Genomic DNA, 25,330 nt, shown 5'->3' with positions numbered 1-25,330 from the left:
GGAAAGTTGCTTAATGGGGTGAAACGAATGCAAAATGACAATCAAATTATTTCAATTAAAGGAACAAAAGATGGGTTAATTTTTCATATTAATGATGAAGAGAGTTACCAAGACGTTATTCTTCAACTAGAAGAAGTATTAGCATCTGTTCCTCATACAGATCAACAGGAAAAAGCTGCAAATGTGACATTGCAATTGGGATATCGTCATGTTTCACCTGAACAAAAAAAGCAGTTACGTGAAATGGTTGAAAAGGACAACCATTTCTTTATAGAAAAATTTGACTCCAAGGTTATTAGCCGTGAAAAAGCAAAACAATGGTTTGAAGAACATTCTTTAAAATCGATATCGCAAATCGTTCGCTCCGGTCAGGTTCTCGATATCGAAGGTGACTTACTTTTGATTGGAGATGTGAATCCGGGCGGTGAAGTTCGTGCAACAGGAGATATTTACATATTAGGAAAATTGCATGGAATTGCACATGCAGGAACAAAGGGGAATGATGAAGCTGTCATTGCGGCCTCTTATATGAATCCAAATCAATTGCGCATATCACAATACATAAGTCGTGCCCCAGATTACGAGACGGAAGGGGTCTATATGGAGTGCGGCTATTTGGACAAAGAAAATGAAAAAATTGTAATTGACCGCTTACAAGTATTACCTTACGTACAGAGAAAATTACGTAAATTAAAAGGGGGAATGTATGATGGGTGAAGCGATCGTTATTACATCTGGAAAGGGTGGGGTCGGAAAGTCGACGACAACCGCAAACGTTGGAACTGCCCTTGCGTTGATGGATAAAAAAGTGTGTCTCATTGATACAGATATCGGTTTACGTAATTTGGATGTCATTATGGGGCTTGAAAATAGAATTATTTACGATATTGTAGATGTCATTGAAGAAAGATGTCGTCTACAACAAGCGTTAATTCAAGATAAACGCTTTTCACATCTTTCATTGTTACCAGCAGCACAAACGAGTGATAAATCTGCTGTTACAGAAGAAGGTATGTTAAAAATTATTGCGGAATTAAAACAAGATTATGATTACATTATTATTGACTGTCCAGCTGGGATTGAGCAAGGATTTAAAAATGCTATTGCTGGTGCAGATAAAGCCATTGTTGTCACTACGCCTGAAAAATCAAGTGTGCGAGATGCTGATCGTATTATTGGCTTAATTGAACAACGTGAAATGGAACGACCACAATTAATTATTAATCGTATCCGCAATCATATGATGAAAGATGGCGATATGCTAGATATTGATGATGTTATTCAAGTATTATCGATCGATTTGTTAGGGATTGTCATTGATAGTGATGATGTAATAAAAGCATCAAATGAAGGAGAACCCGTCGCATTAAAAAATGACAATAAGGCTTCGATTGCATATCGTAATATTGCACGTCGTATTTTAGGAGAATCTGTTCCCCTTCAAACATTGGAGGAGAACAAAGGGATGTTCCAAAAAATGAAAAGTTTATTTGGCTTTAAGTCATAATATTATATGTATGGCGAGGCTTGGACAAAAGCGATTAAGCGAAAAGGAGTTTCAGTAATTTTTACTGGGACTCCTTTTTTGAGCTTCTTCATATGGTGTTGATAGAGGAAATCCATACGTTCCATTATCTATTAGAAAACGAGCAAAGAACTTTAGTTTATTAAAAATTTACCAATTTTGTCTGAGCAATTAACATATAGTAAAAAATATTGGCTCTACAATATTTGGTGTTGGTGCAAAAAAATCACTGGCACCTTTTTTATGCATAAAAATAGAAAACAAGTGAATTTCCCTTTAGAATGAAAGTCGTCGAAAACCAAATCCAGAAGGGAAATCACTTGTCTCATTCTAATAATATAAAATTACTGCTTGATATACATAATAAGAACATCGAAACCGAAAAAAATGCTGTAGAATTAAGGTCACATCAGGGAAGAATGGCTAAGTTCTTTACAGCTAAATTGACATATACACCAGCATATTACGATTGTTGTGGAGTTAAAACGAGGATTACACGATCTACAAAAATGGGACGAAAACATCACGGATTATAAATATTACCCGTTATTTGGCCAACGCTTCGAGGCAAGTGTGATCAATGAATTATTGGATTATGATGAGGATTTAAAAATGCATTATCATTTATATCAAACATTATTGGAATGTGTAAAGGAGAAGGATTTTACAGCGTTGTCGTATACACTAAATACCGTTGACCAATCGTTATACTTTCATTATATGAAGACAAGCATTAAGACAGTGAAAAACATATATCGTATCTCAAGCATAGCTTGATGTATTTATACAATAATGGTCGTATCGAAGGGATTAATAACAAAATAAAGGTATGGAATCGCGTTGCATATGGATATCGATATTTTCATAATTTTAAAAAGAGAATCATTTTACACTTTAAATGGAGATCATTCATACAAAGTAAAAAATCCTCCTCCCCTGCAGTTTAAGCTACAAAGGAAGAGGAAACTAGCATGAAAACAACCAGATGAAACGTAGGAAATGTACGTAGACTCCTGCGTGAAAAAAGGCCTAGATAAGACAAGGGAAGGCAAAGCCTGAGCTTGGCTTAGCAGCCGCACGCGGAAAGCGGAGTACATTTCCGAAGTGACATATTCACGCTATTCTTATTGGTTCCACACAATTACATATTAAATGACTTTAAGAGGATCACCAACACTATTTGACAAGGAGCCAAAACATTCCATAGTTAACACCATACTTTTTAAATTCATATGAGTCTATCCGTTTGCATATAGTAAGATAACAAATTAGGTAAAGGATGAAACGGTATGGACAAGCGAATTAAAGAAATTCGAAGAGGAATAAAAAAGCGAAAAGGGATGCGACGTGTACAAGTGCAACGAGTAGAACAGAAACCGATGCCAATTTTCCCAACGTTAGAAGAATCTTATGATGGCAATGTGGATGTTACACCGATAGCAAACAAGCATATGTTTCGCCGTCAACGGTTATTTCGATCGTTCGTTGGTGCATTGACACTGTTTTTATTAAGTGTGTTTTTGTTACAGACGAATATTCAGTTTTTTCAACCAGTTGCACAGTTTGTACATAATGGGATGAAAGAAGAATTTCCATTTGCAAAAGTAAATGAATGGTATGTATCGAATTTTGGGAGTCCACTCGCTATCATCCCAACGAAACAGATGAAGGATGGAACAGAGTCAGGGGACTTTTTAACAGAAAATGAAGTGATTGAAACCTTTTCAACTAATGGACAAGGAATGACTGTGCTTGCGACAAACGAGGAAAACGTAAATGCCATGCAACGTGGGGTTATTATTTTTGCTGGAAATGATAAAGACTATGGTAAAACAATTGTCGTTCAACATGCCAATAATAGTACAACGACATATGGACAGTTAAAAGATGTTGATGTGCACATTTATGAAACCGTTGAAGCAGGGGATAGGATTGGCAAAGCAAGTAAAGCAAAAGAAGTATATGTACAAATGGAAAAAAATAATACATATATGGATCCTTTAGAGGTAATTCAAGTTGACGATAGCCCGTAATATTTCCATTCATCCAGTTTTTATATTTCTTTTCATAATTAGTATTTTTACCGGGATGTTTGTACAATTTTTTATTGTTAGTATGATTGTATGTATACATGAATTAGGACATGTTATTGCTGCGAAATATTATAAATGGGACATTCCAACTGTTTCCTTTCATTTTTTTGGTGGTGTGATGGAGACGACGGAATGGATGAATCGGCCGATAAATGAATGTATGATCGTTACAATTGCGGGACCAATTCAACATGCATTTATATTTCTCTTTTTAAACATAGTAGCTTTATTTCCAATTGTACCCGCATCACTCCTGTTAGAAATTCATTATTTTAATCTTCTATTATGTGTATTTAATTTATTACCTATCATGCCGTTAGATGGGGGAAGAATGTTATTTTATTTAGTTTTAAAGAAATTACCGTACTACTTTTCCTATCAACTCATCGTTATATTTTCACTATTTCTACTTGCCTTCTTATATGTAATGTATTACTATATGTACAATTTTCATTTAACAGTTCTTTTACTTACTATATTTCTGTTCCTTGAAAATGTTCGTATATTTCGGGAAAGACACTTTCAATTTTTACGTTTTCTGATGCAGAAAAAAAGGATAAATGAGCGAAGAAAAGTAATATATTGTCAACGAGAGGATCATATAAAAAAACTAATTAAAAATTTGTATAAAGAAAAACAAACGCAATTTCATATAATAGATGAAACGATTGTAGGGGAACGTGAAATTAGGGATGCTTTTTTTGATTCTAGAGGATATCATATGACCATCTATCAATGGCTAAAAATTAAGCGATGATTGTTGTTGACAAGTATAAAAGAAATATGCTATTATCTTTATGTTATGTATTTGTAGCACCATTGCTACAACCGCACAGATCAGGTTTTAAACTTTTATAAGAAAGTACCTGCATGGCGAGTCTTAGTCTAATAGGAGGTGCAAGAGAATGTACGCAATTATTGAAACTGGTGGTAAACAAGTTAAAGTAGCTGAAGGTGAAGTAATTTACGTTGAGAAAGTTGATGCTGACGTAGAAGAAACAGTTACATTTGACAAAGTATTATTCGTTGGTGGAGATGATGTTAAAGTAGGTGCTCCATATGTAGAAGGAGCTACAGTTGAGGCAAAAGTTGAAAAACAAGGTCGTCAAAAGAAGATTACTGTTTTCAAATATAAGCCTAAGAAAAACTACAGCCGTAAACAAGGTCATCGTCAACCATACACGAAATTAGTAGTGCAAAAAATTAACGCTTAAGGATTTTAAGTATGATAAAAGTTGTAATATCAAAATATAATGATACGATTCATGCATTTGAAATAAGTGGTCATGCGAATAGTGGACCATACGGTTACGATTTAGTATGTGCTGCTGTGTCGGCCGTTTCCTTTGGCTCCGTAAATGCGGTAACGGCTTTATGTGAAACGGAGTTAATTGTTGATCAGGCTGGAGAAGGCGGTTATTTATACGTCGAATTACCAAATTCTTTAACTGGAGAACGATTAGAAAAGGCGAATATTATATTAGAAGCAATGATCGAATCTTTAAAAACGATAGAACGACAATACGGTGAATTTATAAAAATTACAATAGAGTAAGGGGGTGCCTTACATGTTAACATTAGATTTACAGTTTTTCGCACAGAAAAAAGGAGCGGGTTCTACTCGTAACGGACGTGACTCTGAAGCTAAACGTTTAGGTGCTAAACGTGCAGACGGTCAGTTTGTTACAGGCGGATCAATCTTATACCGTCAGCGTGGCACGAAAATCTATCCGGGTGAAAACGTTGGACGCGGAAAAGACGATACTTTATTCGCTAAAGTAGACGGGGTTGTACGTTTCGAACGTTACGGACGTGACCGTAAAAAAGTTAGCGTATATCCTGAATCTGTTGAAGCGTAAATGATATAAAAACTCCAATCAATTTAGATTGGAGTTTTTTCTTTGATATTATTATCATCCATTAGACAATTTGGTATACTTTGTACAAGACATGGCAAGAAAGAGAATATAATGAGGTGAAACATATGTTTATCGATCAAGTATCCGTCTATGTAAAAGCTGGTGACGGTGGGAACGGGATGGCTGCTTTCCGTCGTGAAAAATATGTACCAAAAGGTGGACCAGCTGGAGGAGACGGAGGAAATGGCGGGGACGTCATTTTCGAAGTAGATGAAGGAATTAATACGTTAATAGATTTTCGTTATAATCGTCATTTCAAAGCAGATCGTGGCGAAAATGGTATGAGTAAAAGTAAACATGGAAGAAATACAGAAGCTTTAGTCGTTCCGGTTCCACCAGGAACGGTTGTATATGATGAAGATACGAATGAATTGTTAGCAGATTTAACAGAACACGGACAACGAGCTGTGATTGTGAAAGGTGGTCGTGGAGGTCGTGGAAATATTCGTTTTGCCACATCGAAAAACCCTGCTCCGACACTTTCTGAAAATGGTGAACCTGGAGAAGAACGTAATATCCGAGTCGAGTTAAAAGTGATTGCGGATGTTGGGCTTGTTGGTTTTCCAAGTGTTGGAAAATCTACATTATTATCTGTCGTCAGTGCTGCACGTCCAAAAATTGCTGATTATCATTTTACGACACTGTCTCCTAACTTAGGCGTTGTGGATACAGAAGATGGTCGTAGTTTTGTTATGGCTGATTTACCAGGACTAATTGAGGGAGCACATGAAGGTGTTGGCTTAGGTCATCAATTTTTACGACATGTAGAACGTACGAGATTGATTGTTCATTTAATTGATATGGCAAGTATGGAAGGCCGTAATCCGTATGATGATTATGTAAAAATTAATGAAGAGTTAAAACAATATGATGACGTATTAATGGAGAAAAAACAAATCATTGTAGCGAATAAAATGGATATGCCAGAAGCTGAGGAAAATTTAGCAGAATTTAGAGAAAAAATTGGCGCTGATATCGATGTCATTCCCATTTCATCTTTTACAAGGAAAGGATTAGATGTCTTATTATATAAAATTGCCGATACGTTAGATACAATACCGAAACATACGGCGGTAATAGAAGATACAGTTGTCATTGAGCCGAAACCACAAGAAAAACCTTTCACAGTAAGTCGTGATGATGATGGTGCCTTTGTATTACAAGGAAATGAAATTGAAAAATTATTTAAGATGACAGACTTTACGACAGATGAAGGTGTAAAACGGTTTGCAAGACAGATACGCCATATGGGTGTGGACAACGAGTTACGAAAACGTGGGGCTCAAGATGGAGATACGGTTAGATTATTAGACTTTGAATTTGAATTTATTGATTAGTTCTATTCCTTTTGTTAAAGTATGTATATTATATGTGTAAATATTTAGAAAATAGATACAACTTTATGAATATTGGAAAATAGAACGGAGCGAAGTGAATTGACAGGGAAAATTGGATATTTAGGACCTAGAGGAACATTTACAAAAATAGCGGTGGACTTAGCATTTAATGGGGATGAAAAGGTTGCTTTTAAAACTATTCCACAAGTCATTGATGCAGTAAATGAAGGAGAAATCGACATCGGTGTCGTACCGATTGAAAATGCGATTGAAGGAACTGTACATTTATCGATTGATTATTTAGTACATCAAGTCCGCTTACCAATCGTAGCAGAGTTAGTTGTACCTATCGAACAAAATTTACTTGTTCATAAAAGTTTTGATTGCAGTTTAAATGATATTGAAGAAGTACACTCACATCGTCATGCAATTGCGCAATGTCAACAATTCATCCATAAAAACTTAAAAAATGCATCCATTCATTATACGAATTCAACAGCAAGTGCTGCTGAATTGGTAAGTGAAAATGGTCGTCCAATTGCAGCCATTGGAAATTTACTCGCTGCAAAAGAATATGATTTAACAGTGTTAAAGGAAAATATTCATGATTTCCCGAATAACCATACACGTTTTATCGTTTTAACGAAAGATGAAACAGGAATGAATATTAACTATGAAAAAAAGCTAGAGAGAACGAGTATTTTAGTAACTTTACCTGAAGACCGTGCGGGAGTATTACATCAAGTGTTATCTGCATTTGCTTGGAGAAAAATGAACTTATCCAAAATTGAATCACGCCCGATGAAAACAGGTTTAGGAAATTACTTTTTCTTAATTGATGTTGACGAACCTTATGATGATGCGTTGTTTCCTGGGGTCATAGGAGAGTTAACAGCTTTAGATTGTAAAGTTACAGTATTAGGAACATATCCTGTATATCATTTTAAAACATCAGTTCCAACTATATAACTATGTAACGTCCATATGCATATAGGCACTTTCATCGTGCTATATGACTATGGACGTTTTTTCATGGAAAAAATAGTGAGATAAGTAGTTTTGGGCACGTAGGACATGATTTTTGCATACGTTGTTATAGACTATGAGACAAAGGAGAATGTTCATGCAAATTCATATCGTCCAAAAAGGTGATACATTATATCAACTTTCTAAACAGTATGGGGTAGATTTAGATACGTTAATACAAGCAAATCCACAAATTGCCGATCCTGAGATGATGTTTCCAGGAATGAAAATTCAAATTCCTTCTAAAAGAATGCCAATTCATCCAAACGAACACCAAAAAAGGTTGAAAAAAGATGAAAGACGTGAGAGTCAAAATGAGAATTTTCGACCGATGCAAGATGTAGAACATGATGAACGACAAAGACCGCGCTCGATGGAAAGGGAAAACGAGCTTCAGTCAAATGTGCCGCAAAATAGACATTTAGGTGAACCACGAGTTGTATCACCACGAGTTACCGAACAAGATGACAACCGAAGATCTCAGATGCAAATGCCAAATCAAGTAGAAAACCAGATGGTTAGGCCGAACCAGACAAGACAAACCGATTTTCATGAAAGAAGACCGGATACAATTGTTTATTATTGTTGCTGTTGTAAACATCATAAAGAAAATTTAAATGAAATAAAAAGTAATATAAACAATCATCCACAAATGGAACATAGAGAGTTTCAAAGAGATCCAATCCCAAATAACATGCAAAGAGATAATACAGGGCAATTCGAATCATTTAGAAATGATACGTATTTTCATGAAGGTGGACACCATCGTTTGACGTAATATAAACTGTAATAATTCAAGATACCTTGCATTATGTGTATAATATAACATAATAGTATGCATATTTAATGTAGGAAAAGGGATAGAAATTATATGTTTATCCCTTTTCTTCTATACGAATATATTAAAGGATGAGGTAGATGGAACAAATAGTTGAAAAAATCAAGGTATGGTTACAAAATCAAGTAAAACAAGCAAATGCGAATGGATTAATTGTCGGTGTTAGTGGTGGACTAGATTCGGCGGTAATCGCAAACTTAATTAAACGTGCATTCCCGAATGACTCACTTGGTGTCATAATGCCAATTAATAGCAACCCGACAGATTTAAAAGATGCGGAAGCAGTTGTACAAGCATGTCATATTACATCCATGAATGTAGACTTAACGGCGACACATGCCTTAATGATCGAAACGATTCAACAGGAAGTTAATCGTGTTAGTGAGTGGCATGAAAAGAATGCTCGAATTGCAGATGCAAACTTACGTGCTCGTTTACGAATGAGTACATTGTATACCATTGCAAATAATTACAATTACTTAGTCGTCGGAACAGATAATATGGCTGAATGGTTTACAGGGTATTTCACGAAATACGGAGATGGTGGAGTCGATTTACAACCAATTGTAGATCTAACAAAACAAGAAGTTCGTGAACTTGCACACTTTTTACATGTACCTGTGGAAGTCATTGAGAAAAATCCGAGTGCAGACCTTTGGGTGGGACAAACCGATGAAGAAGAAATGGGGACAACATATGCATATATTGATGCTTATTTAAAGGGGGAAGAAATACCTGAAAAAGACAAAGAAGTTATTGAACAATTACACGCACGTACAGAACATAAACGTAATATTGCAACACAATTACGTCTGAAATAAGGTACATTCTTTCTTTACTAGCATAATTTTGCTATACTGAAAAAGGATTTTAGTCCAAGTGAGAAAGGGGACAGGAACATGGCTGGACATTCAAAATGGCATAATATTCAGAGAAGAAAAGGTGCACAAGACGCAAAACGTGGAAAAATATTTATGCGTCATGCAAAATTAATATATACAGCAGCAAAAATGGGTGGTGGAGATCCTGAAATGAACCCATCACTTCGTACGGCAATTGAAAAGGCGAAGGCAGATAATATGCCAAATGATAATATTGATCGTGCGGTTAAAAAAGCTACAGGTATGCTAGATGGGGCAAACTTTGAAGAAGTAACATATGAAGGGTACGGACCGAATGGAACTGCTGTCATTGTACATGCATTAACGGATAACCGAAACCGTACAGCATCAGAAGTACGACATGCGTTTAGTAAAAATGGTGGTAACTTAGGAGAAACGGGTTGCGTATCATTTATGTTTGATCGTAAAGGGTATATTGTTATTGTAGACAAAGAAGAAAAAATAGATGAAGACGAATTAACTTTGGAAGCAATTGATGCAGGGGCAGAAGATATCGAAGTCGAAGAAGGTGTATATGAAATTTATACGACACCGGATGCATTCCAAGAAGTAAATGACCATTTACGTGAAGCAGGATACGATATTGAAGAAGCGGAAATTACACTTATTCCACAAACATATACTGCATTAGATGGTGATGCTAAAGAGAAAATGATGCAAATGATTGACATGTTAGAAGAAAATGAAGATGTGCAAGATGTGCATCACAATTTAGAAGAAACTGAATGATGACTTGCTCGTATAAAGGGGAATTTCATGATTGCTTATATTAAAGGACAATTAACGTTTATATTAGATGAATCGATTATCGTTGATGTAGGTGGCATCGGCTATGAAATTGTATGTCCAAATCCATTCATTTATCAAAATTCTTTACAAAAGGAACTATTTATTTTTACGTATCATCATGTACGAGAAGATAATCAAACTTTGTATGGATTTAAAGATGAAGAGGAAAAATATTTATTTACTAAATTAATTTCTGTTTCGGGTATTGGTCCTAAAAGTGCTGTTGCTATTTTAGGGAATGCAGATGTAGATGAATTTATTGCAGCGATTGAACAGGAAGATGAAAAGTATTTAACGAAATTTCCTGGTGTCGGAAAGAAGACAGCTAGACAAATTATTTTAGATTTAAAAGGCAAATTAACAGCCGTATTCTCTTTAGAAGAAACGACAACGACCGTCTCACATACATCATCTACTCACATCTCAGAAGCGAAGGAAGCATTGAAAGCCTTAGGATATACGGATAAGGAAGTTAACCATGTTATGTCACAACTGAAAAAAGAAAACATAACAGAAACAGATGAACTTATTCGAAAAGCATTAGCATTATTTGTGAAAAATTAATGTAAGCTAGGAAAGGGGATCGTGATGGAAGACCGTATTGTAACTGGGGAACAAAATGAAGATGACAAACTAGTAGAATTATCATTACGTCCTACAATGCTAGCTGAATATATAGGTCAGCATAAAGTAAAAGAAAATTTAGATATATTTATTCAAGCGGCAAAAATGCGTGAAGAAGCATTAGACCACGTATTATTATATGGACCACCAGGACTTGGAAAAACAACGTTAGCTGCTATCATTGCCAATGAAATGGGTGTACAATTTCGTGCGACATCAGGGCCAGCAATAGAACGATCAGGCGATTTAGCCGCGATTTTGTCTTCTCTTGAACCAGGAGATGTATTATTTATCGATGAGGTGCATCGCATCCCACGTGCAATTGAAGAAGTATTATATCCAGCAATGGAAGATTACTTTTTAGATATTGTCATTGGTCAAGGGCCAAGTGCTAGGTCTGTTCGTATTGATTTACCACCATTTACATTAATAGGAGCAACGACACGTGCAGGGCTTTTAACAGCACCTTTACGTGACCGTTTTGGTGTATTAAGTCGATTAGAGTACTACGAACGGGATGACTTATGTGAAATTATTGAACGAACCGCATCTATTTTCCAAATGCCTATTGAAAAGGAAGCGGCATTAGAAATAGCTGGACGTTCTCGTGGGACTCCACGAATTGCAAATCGTTTACTAAAACGTATCCGAGATATTTCGCAAGTAAGTGGGGAAGAGGAAATTTCGTTAAAAACAACAAAAAAAGCACTAAAAATGCTACAAGTGGACGATGTCGGACTCGATCATATCGACCATAAATTTTTACAAGGTATTATACAGGATTTCCAAGGTGGTCCTGTCGGTTTAGATACAATTGCAGCAACAATTGGTGAAGAGCCACAAACGATTGAGGAAGTATACGAACCTTACTTATTACAAATCGGTTTTATTCAACGAACTCCGAGAGGGCGTATTGCTACCGAAAAAGCATATGAACATTTTGGATTAAAAAGGTGAAATCGATGCAATTCGGAAAAATGTTTATTTTAATAGGGATCGTCTTTATTGTTATTGGTGTTCTTTGGACATGGATTGGAAAATTACCAGGAGATATATCGTTTAAAAAAGGCAATGTATCTTTCCATTTTCCAATTATGACATCTATCGTCGTATCGATTATTTTATCGTTATTGTTCGCTATCATTTCACGTTTTAAATAGGAGTTAAAAATATGGATATTGAATCATATAATTATCATTTACCAGAACATTTAATTGCACAAACACCACTAAAGGATCGCACATCATCAAGATTTCTTGTGTTACATAAAGATACAGGAGAAATTGTACATGATCATTTTAAACATGTGACGAATTACTTGAAAAGTGGAGATTGTTTAGTATTAAACAACTCCAAAGTAATTCCTGTTCGATTATTTGGTGTGAAGGAAGAAACATTTGCTAAAATCGAGGTGCTACTATTACATGAAAATGAAAACAATGAATGGGAAGCACTCGTAAAACCAGCTCGTAAGGTAAAGGTTGGTACAAAGATTTCCTTTGGTGATGGAAAACTTGTTGCAACTTGTGTCGAGGAAAAAGAAGAAGGGGCTCGAGTATTACGTCTTACGTATGAAGGAATCTTTCTCGAAATATTAAACGAATTAGGAGAAATGCCTTTACCACCATATATAAAAGAACAGTTACAAGATGATGATCGTTATCAAACGGTGTATGCAAAGGAAGAAGGGTCTGCGGCGGCACCGACAGCTGGTTTACATTTTACAAAAGAATTGTTAGAAGAAATAAAGGCAAAAGGAATCCATATCGTTTATGTCACACTACATGTCGGTTTAGGAACTTTCCGTCCAGTTACAGTTCATGAAATTGAAGAACATGATATGCATAGTGAATATTATCATATGTCTAAAGAAGCAGCTGAAACATTAAATCATGTTAAAGCAACTAATGGACGAATCATTTCGGTGGGCACGACATCAACGAGAGTGTTAGAAACGATTGCAAATGCACATGATGGAAAATTTGTCGAAGAGACAGGATGGACGAACATTTATATTTACCCACCATATACGTATAAAGCAATAGATGGGTTAATAACGAATTTCCATTTGCCAAAATCAACACTTTTATTATTAATTAGTGCCTTAGCAGGAAAAGAGTTGATTTTTAAAGCATATGAAGAGGCAATCCAACATGCATATCGTTTCTTTAGTTTTGGAGATGCAATGTTTATTTTGCCAAGTGAAAAAGATAAAAAGGATGACAAATAAAAATGGCAATTACGTATGAATTAATTAAAACGTGTAAACAAACAGGTGCTAGACTTGGTAAAGTTCATACACCACATGGTACGTTTGATACTCCGATGTTTATGCCAGTAGGAACGTTAGCAACAGTAAAAACAATGAGTCCAGAAGAATTAAAACAGATGGATGCACAAATTATTCTTTCCAATACGTATCATTTATGGTTACGTCCTGGGGAAGATATCGTAAAAGAAGCAGGTGGTCTACACCGATTTATGAATTGGGATAGACCAATTTTAACAGATTCTGGTGGATTTCAAGTATTTAGTTTAAGTAAAATTCGTGATATACAGGAAGAAGGTGTTCATTTTCGCCATCATTTAAGTGGAGAAAAGCTATTTTTTTCTCCTGAAAAGGCGATGCAAGTACAAAATGATCTCGGACCGGATATTATGATGGTGTTAGATGAATGTCCTCCATATCCTGCGACATATGAATATATGGAAAAATCTGTTGCACGTACATCCCGTTGGGCAGAACGTTGTTTAGAGGCACATAAGCGTCCACACGATCAAGGGTTATTTGGTATTATCCAAGGTGGAGAATATGCAGATCTTCGTAAACGTAGTGCAGAAGATTTAATATCCCTTGACTTTCCAGGTTATGCAATTGGAGGGTTATCTGTTGGAGAACCAAAACATATTATGAATCAAGTGTTAGAAGAAACAGTGCCATTTATGCCTTCCGATAAACCACGTTATTTAATGGGTGTTGGTTCACCTGACTCATTAATTGACGGTGCGTTACGTGGAATTGATATGTTTGATTGTGTTTTGCCGACGAGAATAGCACGAAATGGTACTTGTATGACGTCAAATGGACGTTTAGTCGTTCGTAATGCTAAATATGCGCGTGATTTTTCTCCAATTGACGAAAATTGTGATTGTTACACATGTAAAAATTATTCCCGAGCATATATTCGTCATCTAATTAATACGAATGAAATATTCGGATTTAGACTTACTACTTATCATAACCTTTATTTTCTGTTAAAATTAATGGAGCAAGTCAGAGATGCTATTCGAGAGGACCGACTTGGAACATTTAAAGAAATCTTTTTTGAACAATATGGGTTCAACAAAGATCAACCGAAAAACTTTTAGGAAGGAGGGTTATAATGGATACATTAATATCACTATCACCAATTATTTTAATGTTTGTTATCTTTTATTTCTTATTAATTCGTCCACAACAGAAGCGACAGAAACAAGTAAGAGAGATGCAAGATAATTTACAAAAAGGCGATTCAATCGTTACGATCGGTGGATTACACGGTGTCATCGATGCAATTGATGAAGGAAAAGTTATCATTAAATCAAATGATGCTCGATTAACATTTGATCGTGCAGCCATTCGTGAAGTAAAAGTAGACTAATTTTACATACATCGAAATAAAAAACATTTCATCGAAAATAGATGAAATGTTTTTTTGTGTCCATACTTATACTCAGCTAATAAAAGTTGTTCTTCGTTATGTTATTTTTTCCATAAAATATTTTTAAATTGTACAAATTCCTCTTTTGTAATACAGCGAAAAAGAAAAATAAAGAAAATATATAAAAGAACAATCATACATAATAAAATGATAAATATAAGGATTCCGTCAATGATTATATACATTTTCAATATATATGCTACCGCATATGTGCTAATAAACAGTAAAACTAAACGGAACACATTTTTTAAGGGAGGAAAAAATTTAGTTCGACGATACAACAGTAAAAAATGTAAACACATAACAAAGAGAACATACATGTTAAGAGCGATGACGACACCATAAATTCCAAATGTCGGATGTGACGTAAACATAATTAAAATAGAAAATTTCACAATTGCTCCTAAAATATTATTCCACATCACCTCCCGAGCATAATTTAATGAAATAAGAATCGTTTGTAACGGTGTATGTATATAAAGACATAGAAAAAATGGTGCCATCATTTTTACAAATAGACTTGCATTACTTGTACCATATATATATGTTAAAATAGTATTGGCAAACAATATGAAAATGATGGTTGCAACAGCACCAGATAAAAATGAAAAGCGAATTGCTTGTTCCATTCGTTCAAACAATACTTTTTGCTCATTTCGTGTTTGCAGCATGGAGACAGATGGTAATAATGCTACAGAGATAGAATTTGTAATAAATGTTGGCAAAAACAAAAGCGGCATAACAAAGCCAGTTAATTCTCCATATTGTTTCGTTGCATCAATTGTACTATAGCCAGCTATTTTTAAGCTTTTTGTCACGAAAATAGGTTCTAAAAAATTAGAAAATGATTGAACTAATTTACTCGTCGTATGTGGTAAGGCAATTGTCAATAAACTACTTAATATATGTGATGATTGGTTTGCTTGTTTTTTCTTTAGTCGATTTTTTTTATATTGATAATAAAGAAATAAGAATGAAGCAATTTCGCCAATTGTAATCGACACTACTGCACTAACTGCAGCATGTACAATGCCAAACTGGATAAAATAGTGGATAGCAACATATACGAAACCGATACGAACGATTTGTTCAATCACTAAGCCGATGCTTTGTGGTTTCATATTTTGCAACCCTTGAAAATATCCTTTAAATAATGAAGAAAATGCGATAACTGGAATAGCCGGGGCCAATGCGTATAATAAATATTCTGTTCGTTCATCAGTTAATAAATACGTTGCAATGGTCGGTGCAAAAAGTATGAGTGAAACAGTAAAAAATATGCTCGTACATGTTATAATAATGAAAGCATATGTCATTATTTTTCTGATGCGACCTTCGTCGTTTTTTGCATAAGCCTCTGCAATGTTTTTAGAGATTGCTAATGGCAAGCCAATTTGCGTTAGAGTTAAAAGGAGAAACAGTGTGGGCATTACTAACATATATAGCCCAATTCCTTCTTCGCCCATTAATCTTGCTGTAATCATTCGGTTTATAAAACCGAGGAACCTTGTCAACATACTAGCAACAATTAATACAATTGTGCCATAAAGAAAAGATTGTTTTGTCACAACCTCACCTTTCTTTCTATTAGGAAGAAATACGATTATAATCATATATATGCTCTATAACCTTACATAAATGACATAAATTATCGATTTCATAGAAAGGGGTTTATCGATGGAAAGAAAACATGTACGTGAATGGAAAAAACATGTCTATCCAGCATTGAAAAGTAAAGAATCTGAATTTAGACTAATTGGGTATAACGAAATAACCGTGGATGAGTTATGGCGTTGTTTAATGGAAACAATATGGAAAAAGAATCCGGAAAAATATTTACATGAAATTATTCAAGATATTTTTCATCTTCCAGCAAGTACGTACATGAATTTCATTACAGTAAATGCATTGAAAGTAGATGATAGTGATTTAATGGCATCGATTCAAGCAGTTACAAACAATGAACAACCGTAAACGAAGCTTACCTAAAGAGAGGAAATGAATGCATGAAAAAAAGAAGTAGAATTATAGCGTTTCTCATTATCGTCGTAGCATTTATGTCGATTATTGGAACGACTGTAACAGATATTAGTAAAAAAATTAACTTAGGATTAGACTTGCAAGGTGGATTTGAAATCCTCTATGAGGTTGAACCAATTGATGAAAATCAAAAGGTAGATCGATCCCTACTTGAAGGAACGGTCCAAACATTAAATGACCGTGTAAATCGATTAGGGATTAGTGAAACAGTTATTGCCATTGAAGGGGAAGATCGAATTCGTGTGCAATTAGCTGGTGTTGATAACCAAGAAGAGGCACGGGAAATGTTATCGACTTCAGCAAGATTATCGTTTAGAGATATTAATGATAAAGAACATCTGTCTGGTTCCGATATTAAGGAAGGTAGTGCAAAACAAGATTTTCACCAAGATACGAATCAACCAATTGTTACATTACAATTAAAAGATGCGGAGAAATTTGCTGATGTAACGACAACGATTAAAAATATGGGCACAGGACAAAATCTACTCGTCATTTGGATGGACTTTGATGAGGGGGAAGATGCATTTTTAGATGAGGTAGGAAAAGCTGGACCAAAATATATTTCGGCACCTGCAGTATCTAGTACATTAAACACAACTAATGTACAAATTGAAGGAGATTTTACGGTAGAAGAAGCACAAAGACTTGCTGATATTATCAATTCCGGTTCACTGCCTGTACAAATGACAGAATTATATTCTACATCTGTCGGCGCACAATTTGGTGAACAAGCTTTGAATGAAACGGTATTTGCAGGAATCATTGGGATTGCAATTATTTTCTTATATATGATTTTCACGTATCGTTTTCCAGGATTCATTGCTGGAATCAATATTACAATCTATGTTTTTCTAATTTTATTAGTGTTTCAATTAATGAATGGAGTATTAACATTACCAGGTATTGCAGCATTGATTCTCGGTGTCGGTATGGCTGTTGATGCAAACGTCTTAACATTTGAACGAATTAAGGAAGAATTACGTGCAGGTAAATCTGTTGTTGCTTCCTTTAAAGCAGGAGGAAAAAACTCGCTCGTTACTATTTTAGATGCGAATATTACGACATTATTAGCTGCAGCAGTTCTATTTATATTTGGCACGAGTTCTGTTAAAGGATTCGCAACGATGTTAATTGTTAGTATTTTAATTAGTTTCTTAACAGCAGTATTCGGTACAAGATTATTATTAAGTTTATGGATCCAAAGTGGTTTCTTAACGAAACGTAAAGGCTGGTTCGGTGTTAAGAAAAACGATATTGAAGATATTAGTAAAAACAAAGAAGTAGAACCAACTATCTTTAATCGTCGTGTCGATATTGTGAAACATCGTAAAAAGATTTTCACTTTGACGATTTCATTAATAATAATCGGTATTGCATCTTTATCGTTCTTGCAATTAAATCCGGGAATTGATTTTACAAGTGGTTCACGTGTAGAAATTTTATCCGATGAAACAATTACGACAGCGTCAATAGAGGATGCGATGAAAGAGTTAGATTTAGAAGCTAAATCAATCGTTACATCTGGAGAAAATGGTGAAATAGCAGTTGTACGATATGATTCCGTATTAAATAAAGAAAAGATAAATGAAGTGAAAAATTACTTCATGGACAAGTATGGACACGAGCCAAGTGTAAGTGTTGTTTCTCCAATTGTCGGACAAGAACTGGTGAAAAATGCAGTTAAAGCATTAGCTATTGCCGCAATTGGAATGATTATATATGTTACGATGCGTTTCGAGTTTTATTTCTCGATTACAGCAATTGCAGCTTTACTGCATGATGTCTTTTTCATGCTCGTTATATTTAGTATTTTCCAAATTGAATTTGACGTTACAATTGTCGCCGCAATTTTAACGATTGTTGGGTATTCGATTAATAATACGATTGTTGTATTCGATAGAATTCGGGAAAATATACGTGCGAAAAACAAATTAATTAAGTCAAAAGATGAATTGGCAAAAATTATTAATGATAGTTTAATTCAAACATTTATGCGTAGTTTTAATACGACGATGACAACTTTAATTGCTGTATTATCTTTCTTAGTTTTAGGTGCTGAATCAATTTCAGGATTTGCGATTGCATTAGTTGTCGGGTTAATTGCTGGATCATACTCATCTTTATTTTTAGCTTCCCAATTATGGTTTTTATTACGAGGCAGAAACTTAAAAGAAAAACCAATCGATTTCAGAAAGAAAAAGCGTATTGAAGGTCCGCAAGTATAATAAGGCAGAGGTGATAGGATCGTGAAAGGACAAACATATGTTATTTTAGCAATTGTCTTTACAATTATTATTTCCGTATTTGCTGTTTTAAATATTGATGAAGTAGAAGTAAATTATTTATTTTGGAGTGGTTCATCTCCGTTAATTTTTGTTATTTTATTTTCTGTTTTACTTGGTGGCTTACTTATGATGATGGTCGCAAGTAAAAAATATTTTCAACTCAAAAAACAAATGAAGGAATTAGAGGCACAACTACAAATGAGAAATGGACAAGATATTATTGAGGTTACGACAGACCTTAAAGAGGAAACATCTGTCCACTCATTACATGATGAAGACTTAAAGTAATTGTCTTTACTCTGAAAAGCAAGGAGTGAATATATGTTAAAGAGTAAGGCGAATTGGATCGTCGAAACAGTAGATGATGATGTTGATTTGTCGATTATAGATATACTATTACAACGTCGTGGTATTACAACTGAATCAGAGAGACAACAATTTTTATATCCGAGCTTGGATCAGATTTCTGATCCGAGCCAATTCAATGATATTGATGAAGCAAAAGAACGAGTGTTTTCGGCGATTGAAAATGGTGAAAAGATTTTCGTTTATGGTGACTATGATGCAGATGGTGTTACGTCAACAACCGTATTAATGAAAACATTACAAGCATTGGATGCAAAATGTGATTATTATATTCCAAATAGATTTCTAGAAGGATATGGTCTAAATAATGTTGCGATTGACTATATGGCAAATGAAGGAGCATCTTTAATCATTACGGTTGACAATGGAATTGCAAATGTAGAAGAAGTTGCTTATATTAAAAGTCTTGGCATGGATGTTATTATTACTGATCATCATGAAGTACAAGATGAAATTCCTGATGCATTAGCAATTATTCACCCGAAATTATCACCAGCATATTCATGCAAATACTTAGCAGGTGTAGGGGTTGCATTTCAATTTGCCTATCATCTATTAGACTATATGCCAACCGAATGGCTAGATTTAGTTGCAATTGGTACGGTTGCGGATCTTGTTCCATTAGTAGATGAAAACCGTGTACTTGTTACATATGGTTTAAAACAATTAGCAAAAACTGACAACATTGGGCTTCAAACGTTAAAGAAAATCGCCAATCTAGGAGAAGAAATTTCTGAAAAAGACATTGGCTTTATGATAGCGCCACGAATTAATGCTGTGGGACGTTTGGATAATGCAACATTAGCTGTACAACTTTTATTAACGGAAGATGAAGAAGAAGCGCAATTTTTAGCAGAAGAAATAGAAGCACTAAATAAAGAAAGACAACAAATTGTAGAAAAAATTGTGCAGCAGGCGGAAGGTAAAGTAAATACCGATGACGGTGTTATTATATTGTATGACGAAAACTGGCATGAAGGTGTATTAGGGATTGCAGCTTCAAGGCTCGTACAAAAGTTTGATCGTCCAGTCATTATGTTGACACATAAACAAGATACCAATGAATTAAAAGGATCTGCACGGAGTATTGGTGCGTTTGATTTATTTGAAAATTGTATGGAAATCAAACATTTATTTACTGCGTTTGGGGGACATGCACAAGCTGCTGGTATGACGTTCCCGATGGAGAATCTTAATGAGATTAAACAATTTTTACATGAACGTATTTATTCCTTATTAGATAAAGAGGATTTTAAGCGACAAATTCGTATTGATGCATCTGTTTCCATCAATGCACTAACAGAAAATTTAGTGCAGCAAATTAATGCATTAGCCCCTTTTGGAATGAATAATGAAGAACCAATTTTACATGTACGAGGGATTCCGTCTCAAGTACGCCAAATTGGCCAAGATAATAAGCATTTAAAGTTACAATTTAAAAAAGACTCTGGTGTATTAGATGTGATTGCCTTTTCGAAAGGGGAGCTATTTCATTTTATAGCGGAAAAAACCCCTATCGATATCGTAGGGAAATTACAAATAAATGAATGGAACGGCATAAAAACAGTTCAAATATTTATGGAAGATATGGCGATTCATGAATGGCAATTATTTGATTATCGTGGAAAACGATCGGAAAAAAACATCGTTCCTTTTTTTAATCATTATGATTCAAATTTGATTGTCGTATATGAAAATGAAACGATGCAACAGTTTGCCCATTATGCTAATGTCCAAACAATTACGTATGAAGTAACACCTTCTACTATAGAAAAGGTAGATTGTTTATATATTTATGATTTACCACATGATTTAATCGTGTTACAGGAGATTGTAAGACATGCCCAACCAAAAGCAATTCATTTATGCTTTGAAGCGACAGAAGATGCATTTTTACAATCTATTCCAACGCGTGATGAATTTAAACGGATGTATAGTTTCTTACTTCAACAAGAACCTGTACATTTGAAATCAGATTTACCAAAAATTATTTATCAGCAAAAATGGTCAAAAGAAAAAGCGATATTTATGTTAAAAGTCTTTTTTGACTTAAAATTTATCCGTGTAGAAAATGATTTAGTGTATATAAATCAGGACGTGGAAAAAACAGCATTAGACAAATCACGAACTTATCAATTTCAATTACAACAAAGTGAGATTGAACGCACGCTATATTATTCAAACTATAATGAATTAAAATCATGGTTTTTGCCATTGATGCACGAAGAACAGGAAAACAGAGAGGAAGTAACATTATGAACTTAAAAGAACATGTTGCAATTGTACAAGATTGGCCGATAGAAGGGGTAGAGTTTAAAGATATTACACCACTGATGGCAAATGGAGAAGCTTATACATATGCAGTAGATGAGATTGCTAAATATGCCGAACAAAAAGAAATTGATTTAATCGTAGGACCGGAAGCGAGAGGCTTTATTATCGGTTGTCCTGTCGCTTATAAATTAGGGATAGGTTTTGTTCCAGTGCGTAAAGAAGGTAAATTACCACGTGAAGTTATTAAAGTCGATTACGGTTTAGAATATGGAGAAAATGTTTTAACAATGCATAAAGATGCAATCAAACCTGGACAACGTATATTAATTACAGATGACTTATTAGCAACTGGTGGTACAATAGAAGCAACGATAAAATTAATTGAACAACTTGGTGGTGTCGTTGTAGGATGTGCATTTTTAATTGAATTAGCATATTTAGACGGTATGAGCAAGTTAGAAAATTATGATGTATTAACATTAATGCGATACGAATAAACCGATCACATCAACTATATGTAGTAAGTAAAAGTTACAAATCTTTTGATTAGGTTCACAACATCATAAATATTATTTGAAACACGAATATGCTTGTAGTGCATATCTCAACGACTAATTTAACTAAGCTATTCGTGTTTTTATAACTTTTACATGTACAATTTATGCACAAACATATATAGATCGGCCCCATAACTTAGATGAAATTTAGGTGATAGCCATGTCAAAAGATAAAATAGTAACGATTGACGATATTGTTCAAAAAGCAGAGCAGTATTTATCCGACGATGATGTTCTATTTATTTACCGTGCTTACGAATTCGCCAAAGATGCACATGAAGGCCAATATCGTAAATCAGGCGAACCGTATATTATCCACCCTGTGCAAGTTGCAGGGATATTAGTCGATTTAGATATGGACCCTGAAACAGTAGCAGGTGGATTTTTACATGATGTGGTAGAAGATACGGATGTAACAAAAGAAGAAATCGCGGAAGCATTTAATGATGAAGTTGCAATGCTTGTAGACGGCGTTACAAAACTAGGAAAAATTAAATATAAATCTAAAGAAGCACAACAGGCGGAAAACCATCGGAAAATGTTCGTAGCAATGGCGAAGGACATTCGTGTTATTTTAATAAAATTGGCAGACCGATTACATAATATGCGTACATTAAAACATTTGCCAAACGAAAAACAACGACGTATCTCAAATGAGACATTAGAAATTTTCGCCCCATTAGCACATCGACTCGGAATGTCGACGATTAAATGGGAGTTGGAAGATACAGCGTTAAGGTATTTAAATCCACAAGAATATTATCGAATTGTACAATTAATGCGACAAAAACGTGATCAACGTGAATCATATATCGATGAAATCATTGATGAAATAGCCAATGAATTAGCAAATGTTCGTATTGAAGCAGAAATTTCTGGACGTCCAAAACATATTTATAGTATTTATCGGAAAATGCAAGCACAAGGTGTCGCTTTCAATGAAATTTACGACTTATTAGCTGTCCGAATAATTGTTGACAGTATTAAAGATTGTTATGCAGTTTTAGGAATTATTCATACGTATTGGAAACCGATGCCTGGACGCTTTAAAGATTATATAGCAATGCCGAAGCCGAATCTGTATCAGTCCCTTCACACGACAGTAATTGGTCCAGAGGGTGAACCATTAGAAGTGCAAATTCGAACGAAAGAAATGCATGAAATTGCAGAATATGGTATTGCTGCACATTGGGCTTATAAAGAAGGAAAACAAATTCATCAAAATAAATCGAGCTTTGCCGAAAAGTTAACATGGTTTAGAGAGATTTTAGATTGGCAACAAGATACACATGATGCAGAAGAATTTGTTGAGTCACTAAAGGTAGATTTATTCTCTGATATGGTTTATGTATTTACCCCAAAAGGTGATGTCATAGAATTACCATCTGGATCTATTCCTTTAGACTTTGCTTATCGAATTCATACTGAAATTGGAAATAAAACAGTTGGAGCACGAGTGAATGGGAAAATGGAGCCATTAGATTATAAATTAAAAAATGGGGACATTGTAGAAATTATTACATCTAGACATTCTTATGGCCCATCCCAAGATTGGTTAAAACTAACGCAATCTTCACAAGCAAAAAGTAAAATAAAACAATATTTTAAAAAGCAGAGTAAAGAAGAAAATATTGAAAAAGGAAAAGAAGAAGTAGAAAAAGGAATTAAAGAACTTGGATTTACAACAAAAGAAGTGTTAACAGAAGAAAATATTCGACGTGTTTGTGAAAAGTTTAACTTCCAAAATGAAGAAGACTTATATGCCGCAGTTGGTTATCAAGGTATTACAGGATCTTTAATTGTGACACGTTTAACAGATAAATTACGTAAAGAAAAAGAGTTAGAAGAACAGCAATTAGAATCTTCCACTGAAGAAGTAAATAAAGTAATGCAGGAAAAGGCTGCGCCAATTGGTAAATCCGATTCAGGTGTGATCGTTGAAGGGATTGACAACATATTAGTCCGTTTATCTAGATGTTGTAATCCAGTGCCAAATGATGATATTGTCGGCTATATTACGAAAGGTCGTGGTGTATCTGTTCACCGCACAGACTGCCCGAATGTACAAACAGATGAAGCGAAGGACCGCATGCTAGAAGTACGTTGGCGCAATACAAATACGTTTTCGAAAGATTATTATTTAGACCTCGAAATTTCTGGTTATGACCGTCACGGCTTACTAAATGAAATTTTACAAGTCGTAAACGAAACGAATACACAAATTTCTTCTGTAAGTGGACGTGCAGATAAAAATAAAATTGCTCATATTCATATGACTGTTTTAATTAAAAATACAGATCACTTACACTATGTTGTTGATAAAATTAAGCAAGTGAAAGATATTTACGCAGTAACACGAACAGTACATTAAATAAAGGAGTTATGTCAGTTGAGAGCAGTTGTACAACGAAGTAAATATGCAAAGGTAGAAGTAAAAAAGAACATCGTTGGACAAATTCATCACGGCTTTGTCATCTTACTCGGTGTAGGAGAAAATGATACGGAAAAAGATGTCCAAGCTATTGTACAAAAAATTGTTCATTTACGTATTTTTGAAGATGAAGAAGGAAAAATGAATCGCTCTTTATTAGATGTGGAAGGTAGTGTGCTATCTATATCACAGTTCACATTATATGCCAATATTCGTAAAGGTCGTCGTCCGAGTTTCACAAAATCAATGCATCCAGACGAAGCGATGCGATTGTACGAACGATTCAATGATGCATTACGAAAAGAAGGTATACATGTAGAAACAGGAGAATTTGGTGCAATGATGGATGTATCCTTAACAAATGATGGACCAGTTACAATCATAGTCGAAACAGAAGAAGGGATTATTGTGGACCCTAGTTAATTCTTGACAAAATGAAAAAATAAACTTATGATAAAAACGATAAAATGAATAATATTATCCGATGAAGGAACGAAGTAGTTAGTGTCATCATGAACAGAGAGAAAATAGCAAGGTTGAAACTATTTTCACATGAAATGCCTAATGAAAGACAGTCCAAGAGGATTCTTTAATTGACGTAAAACAGGCGTTAACTGTGA

The 25,330-nt window shown here is 34.7% G+C and carries 27 protein-coding genes and 1 other annotated feature; of the genes, 26 read left to right on the top strand and 1 reads right to left on the bottom strand.

Annotation, left to right across the window (positions count from 1 at the left end):
• Window positions 1-27 precede the first annotated feature (27 nt).
• The 19 genes from minC (at window position 28) to yajC (ending at window position 14,694) form a co-directional block, all read left to right on the top strand.
• The gene (gene minC, locus SPD45_RS11270; RefSeq protein WP_336267862.1) at window positions 28-717 is read left to right on the top strand and encodes a septum site-determining protein MinC; all 690 of its coding nucleotides are present in this window, start codon (window positions 28-30) and stop codon (window positions 715-717) included.
• Complete coding sequence (minD, locus tag SPD45_RS11265; RefSeq protein WP_336267861.1) at window positions 710-1,507, top strand: septum site-determining protein MinD; 798 nt, start codon at window positions 710-712, stop codon at window positions 1,505-1,507. The genes minC and minD overlap by 8 nt, the downstream gene beginning before the upstream one ends.
• Before the next feature lie 791 nt (window positions 1,508-2,298).
• Window positions 2,299-2,472 (top strand): transposase, encoded by a 174-nt coding sequence (locus SPD45_RS14430; protein WP_442962021.1) that lies wholly within the window; start codon window positions 2,299-2,301, stop codon window positions 2,470-2,472.
• A gap of 342 nt (window positions 2,473-2,814) precedes the next feature.
• Window positions 2,815-3,558, top strand: a complete 744-nt coding sequence (locus SPD45_RS11260; RefSeq protein WP_336267860.1) for a M23 family metallopeptidase — start codon at window positions 2,815-2,817, stop codon at window positions 3,556-3,558.
• Entirely contained in the window at window positions 3,542-4,375 is an 834-nt protein-coding gene (locus tag SPD45_RS11255; protein ID WP_336267859.1) for a site-2 protease family protein, read from the top strand. Before SPD45_RS11260 ends, SPD45_RS11255 begins: the two co-directional genes overlap by 17 nt.
• A 59-nt stretch (window positions 4,376-4,434) precedes the next feature.
• Window positions 4,435-4,509 (top strand) — a sequence feature (ribosomal protein L21 leader region).
• Between the two features lie 14 nt (window positions 4,510-4,523).
• Window positions 4,524-4,832, top strand: coding sequence for a 50S ribosomal protein L21 (gene rplU / locus SPD45_RS11250; protein ID WP_336267858.1), 309 nt, complete (start codon window positions 4,524-4,526; stop codon window positions 4,830-4,832).
• Between the two features lie 11 nt (window positions 4,833-4,843).
• A complete protein-coding gene (locus SPD45_RS11245; RefSeq protein ID WP_336267857.1) occupies window positions 4,844-5,173 on the top strand; it encodes a ribosomal-processing cysteine protease Prp in 330 nt (109 codons plus the stop codon).
• A 13-nt stretch (window positions 5,174-5,186) separates the two neighbouring features.
• Window positions 5,187-5,477 carry a 50S ribosomal protein L27 gene (gene rpmA / locus SPD45_RS11240; protein WP_336267856.1) on the top strand — a complete coding sequence of 97 codons (291 nt, stop codon included), beginning with the start codon at window positions 5,187-5,189 and terminating at the stop codon, window positions 5,475-5,477.
• Window positions 5,478-5,602: 125 nt separating this feature from the next.
• Window positions 5,603-6,874: a GTPase ObgE gene (obgE, locus tag SPD45_RS11235; RefSeq protein ID WP_336267855.1), complete on the top strand. Its 1,272-nt coding sequence runs from the start codon at window positions 5,603-5,605 to the stop codon at window positions 6,872-6,874.
• 99 nt (window positions 6,875-6,973) lie between these two features.
• Window positions 6,974-7,843: a prephenate dehydratase gene (gene pheA / locus SPD45_RS11230; protein ID WP_336267854.1), complete on the top strand. Its 870-nt coding sequence runs from the start codon at window positions 6,974-6,976 to the stop codon at window positions 7,841-7,843.
• Between the two features lie 154 nt (window positions 7,844-7,997).
• Window positions 7,998-8,678, top strand: coding sequence for a SafA/ExsA family spore coat assembly protein (safA, locus tag SPD45_RS11225; RefSeq protein ID WP_336267853.1), 681 nt, complete (start codon window positions 7,998-8,000; stop codon window positions 8,676-8,678).
• A gap of 140 nt (window positions 8,679-8,818) precedes the next feature.
• Entirely contained in the window at window positions 8,819-9,559 is a 741-nt protein-coding gene (nadE, locus tag SPD45_RS11220; RefSeq protein ID WP_336267852.1) for an NAD(+) synthase, read from the top strand.
• Window positions 9,560-9,637: 78 nt separating this feature from the next.
• The gene (locus SPD45_RS11215; protein ID WP_336267851.1) at window positions 9,638-10,369 is read left to right on the top strand and encodes a YebC/PmpR family DNA-binding transcriptional regulator; all 732 of its coding nucleotides are present in this window, start codon (window positions 9,638-9,640) and stop codon (window positions 10,367-10,369) included.
• A 27-nt stretch (window positions 10,370-10,396) separates the two neighbouring features.
• Window positions 10,397-10,993, top strand: a complete 597-nt coding sequence (gene ruvA, locus SPD45_RS11210) for a Holliday junction branch migration protein RuvA (RefSeq protein ID WP_336267850.1) — start codon at window positions 10,397-10,399, stop codon at window positions 10,991-10,993.
• Window positions 10,994-11,017: 24 nt separating this feature from the next.
• Window positions 11,018-12,010 carry a Holliday junction branch migration DNA helicase RuvB gene (ruvB, locus tag SPD45_RS11205; RefSeq protein WP_336267849.1) on the top strand — a complete coding sequence of 331 codons (993 nt, stop codon included), beginning with the start codon at window positions 11,018-11,020 and terminating at the stop codon, window positions 12,008-12,010.
• Between the two features lie 5 nt (window positions 12,011-12,015).
• Window positions 12,016-12,213, top strand: a complete 198-nt coding sequence (locus SPD45_RS11200) for a DUF2905 domain-containing protein (RefSeq protein ID WP_336267895.1) — start codon at window positions 12,016-12,018, stop codon at window positions 12,211-12,213.
• Between the two features lie 11 nt (window positions 12,214-12,224).
• A complete protein-coding gene (gene queA, locus SPD45_RS11195; RefSeq protein ID WP_336267848.1) occupies window positions 12,225-13,283 on the top strand; it encodes a tRNA preQ1(34) S-adenosylmethionine ribosyltransferase-isomerase QueA in 1,059 nt (352 codons plus the stop codon).
• Between the two features lie 2 nt (window positions 13,284-13,285).
• Window positions 13,286-14,422: a tRNA guanosine(34) transglycosylase Tgt gene (gene tgt / locus SPD45_RS11190; RefSeq protein ID WP_336267847.1), complete on the top strand. Its 1,137-nt coding sequence runs from the start codon at window positions 13,286-13,288 to the stop codon at window positions 14,420-14,422.
• Between the two features lie 14 nt (window positions 14,423-14,436).
• Complete coding sequence (gene yajC / locus SPD45_RS11185) at window positions 14,437-14,694, top strand: preprotein translocase subunit YajC (protein ID WP_336267846.1); 258 nt, start codon at window positions 14,437-14,439, stop codon at window positions 14,692-14,694.
• Between the two features lie 101 nt (window positions 14,695-14,795).
• Here the strand turns inward: yajC and spoVB are convergent, their stop codons facing one another.
• The gene (spoVB, locus tag SPD45_RS11180) at window positions 14,796-16,322 is read right to left on the bottom strand and encodes a stage V sporulation protein B (protein ID WP_336267845.1); all 1,527 of its coding nucleotides are present in this window, start codon (window positions 16,320-16,322) and stop codon (window positions 14,796-14,798) included.
• Window positions 16,323-16,431: 109 nt separating this feature from the next.
• Between spoVB and SPD45_RS11175 the strand changes: the two genes are divergently transcribed.
• From SPD45_RS11175 to dtd, 7 genes are all read left to right on the top strand, one after another.
• Window positions 16,432-16,728, top strand: a complete 297-nt coding sequence (locus SPD45_RS11175) for a post-transcriptional regulator (protein WP_336267844.1) — start codon at window positions 16,432-16,434, stop codon at window positions 16,726-16,728.
• A gap of 32 nt (window positions 16,729-16,760) precedes the next feature.
• Complete coding sequence (secDF, locus tag SPD45_RS11170) at window positions 16,761-19,022, top strand: protein translocase subunit SecDF (protein ID WP_336267843.1); 2,262 nt, start codon at window positions 16,761-16,763, stop codon at window positions 19,020-19,022.
• Window positions 19,023-19,043: 21 nt separating this feature from the next.
• On the top strand, window positions 19,044-19,370 hold the full coding sequence (locus tag SPD45_RS11165; RefSeq protein ID WP_336267842.1) for a LapA family protein: 327 nt from the start codon (window positions 19,044-19,046) through the stop codon (window positions 19,368-19,370).
• A 33-nt stretch (window positions 19,371-19,403) separates the two neighbouring features.
• On the top strand, window positions 19,404-21,707 hold the full coding sequence (gene recJ, locus SPD45_RS11160) for a single-stranded-DNA-specific exonuclease RecJ (RefSeq protein WP_336267841.1): 2,304 nt from the start codon (window positions 19,404-19,406) through the stop codon (window positions 21,705-21,707).
• The gene (locus SPD45_RS11155) at window positions 21,704-22,219 is read left to right on the top strand and encodes an adenine phosphoribosyltransferase (protein ID WP_336267839.1); all 516 of its coding nucleotides are present in this window, start codon (window positions 21,704-21,706) and stop codon (window positions 22,217-22,219) included. Before recJ ends, SPD45_RS11155 begins: the two co-directional genes overlap by 4 nt.
• Before the next feature lie 220 nt (window positions 22,220-22,439).
• Window positions 22,440-24,650, top strand: a complete 2,211-nt coding sequence (locus SPD45_RS11150; RefSeq protein ID WP_336267838.1) for a RelA/SpoT family protein — start codon at window positions 22,440-22,442, stop codon at window positions 24,648-24,650.
• 18 nt (window positions 24,651-24,668) lie between these two features.
• Entirely contained in the window at window positions 24,669-25,133 is a 465-nt protein-coding gene (gene dtd, locus SPD45_RS11145; protein WP_336267837.1) for a D-aminoacyl-tRNA deacylase, read from the top strand.
• Window positions 25,134-25,330 lie beyond the last annotated feature (197 nt).

This window comes from Pseudogracilibacillus sp. SO10305 (genome assembly GCF_037072005.1).
Lineage (GTDB): Bacteria > Bacillota > Bacilli > Bacillales > Amphibacillaceae > Pseudogracilibacillus > Pseudogracilibacillus intestinigallinarum.
This window is presented reverse-complemented; position numbering and strand designations above follow the sequence as displayed.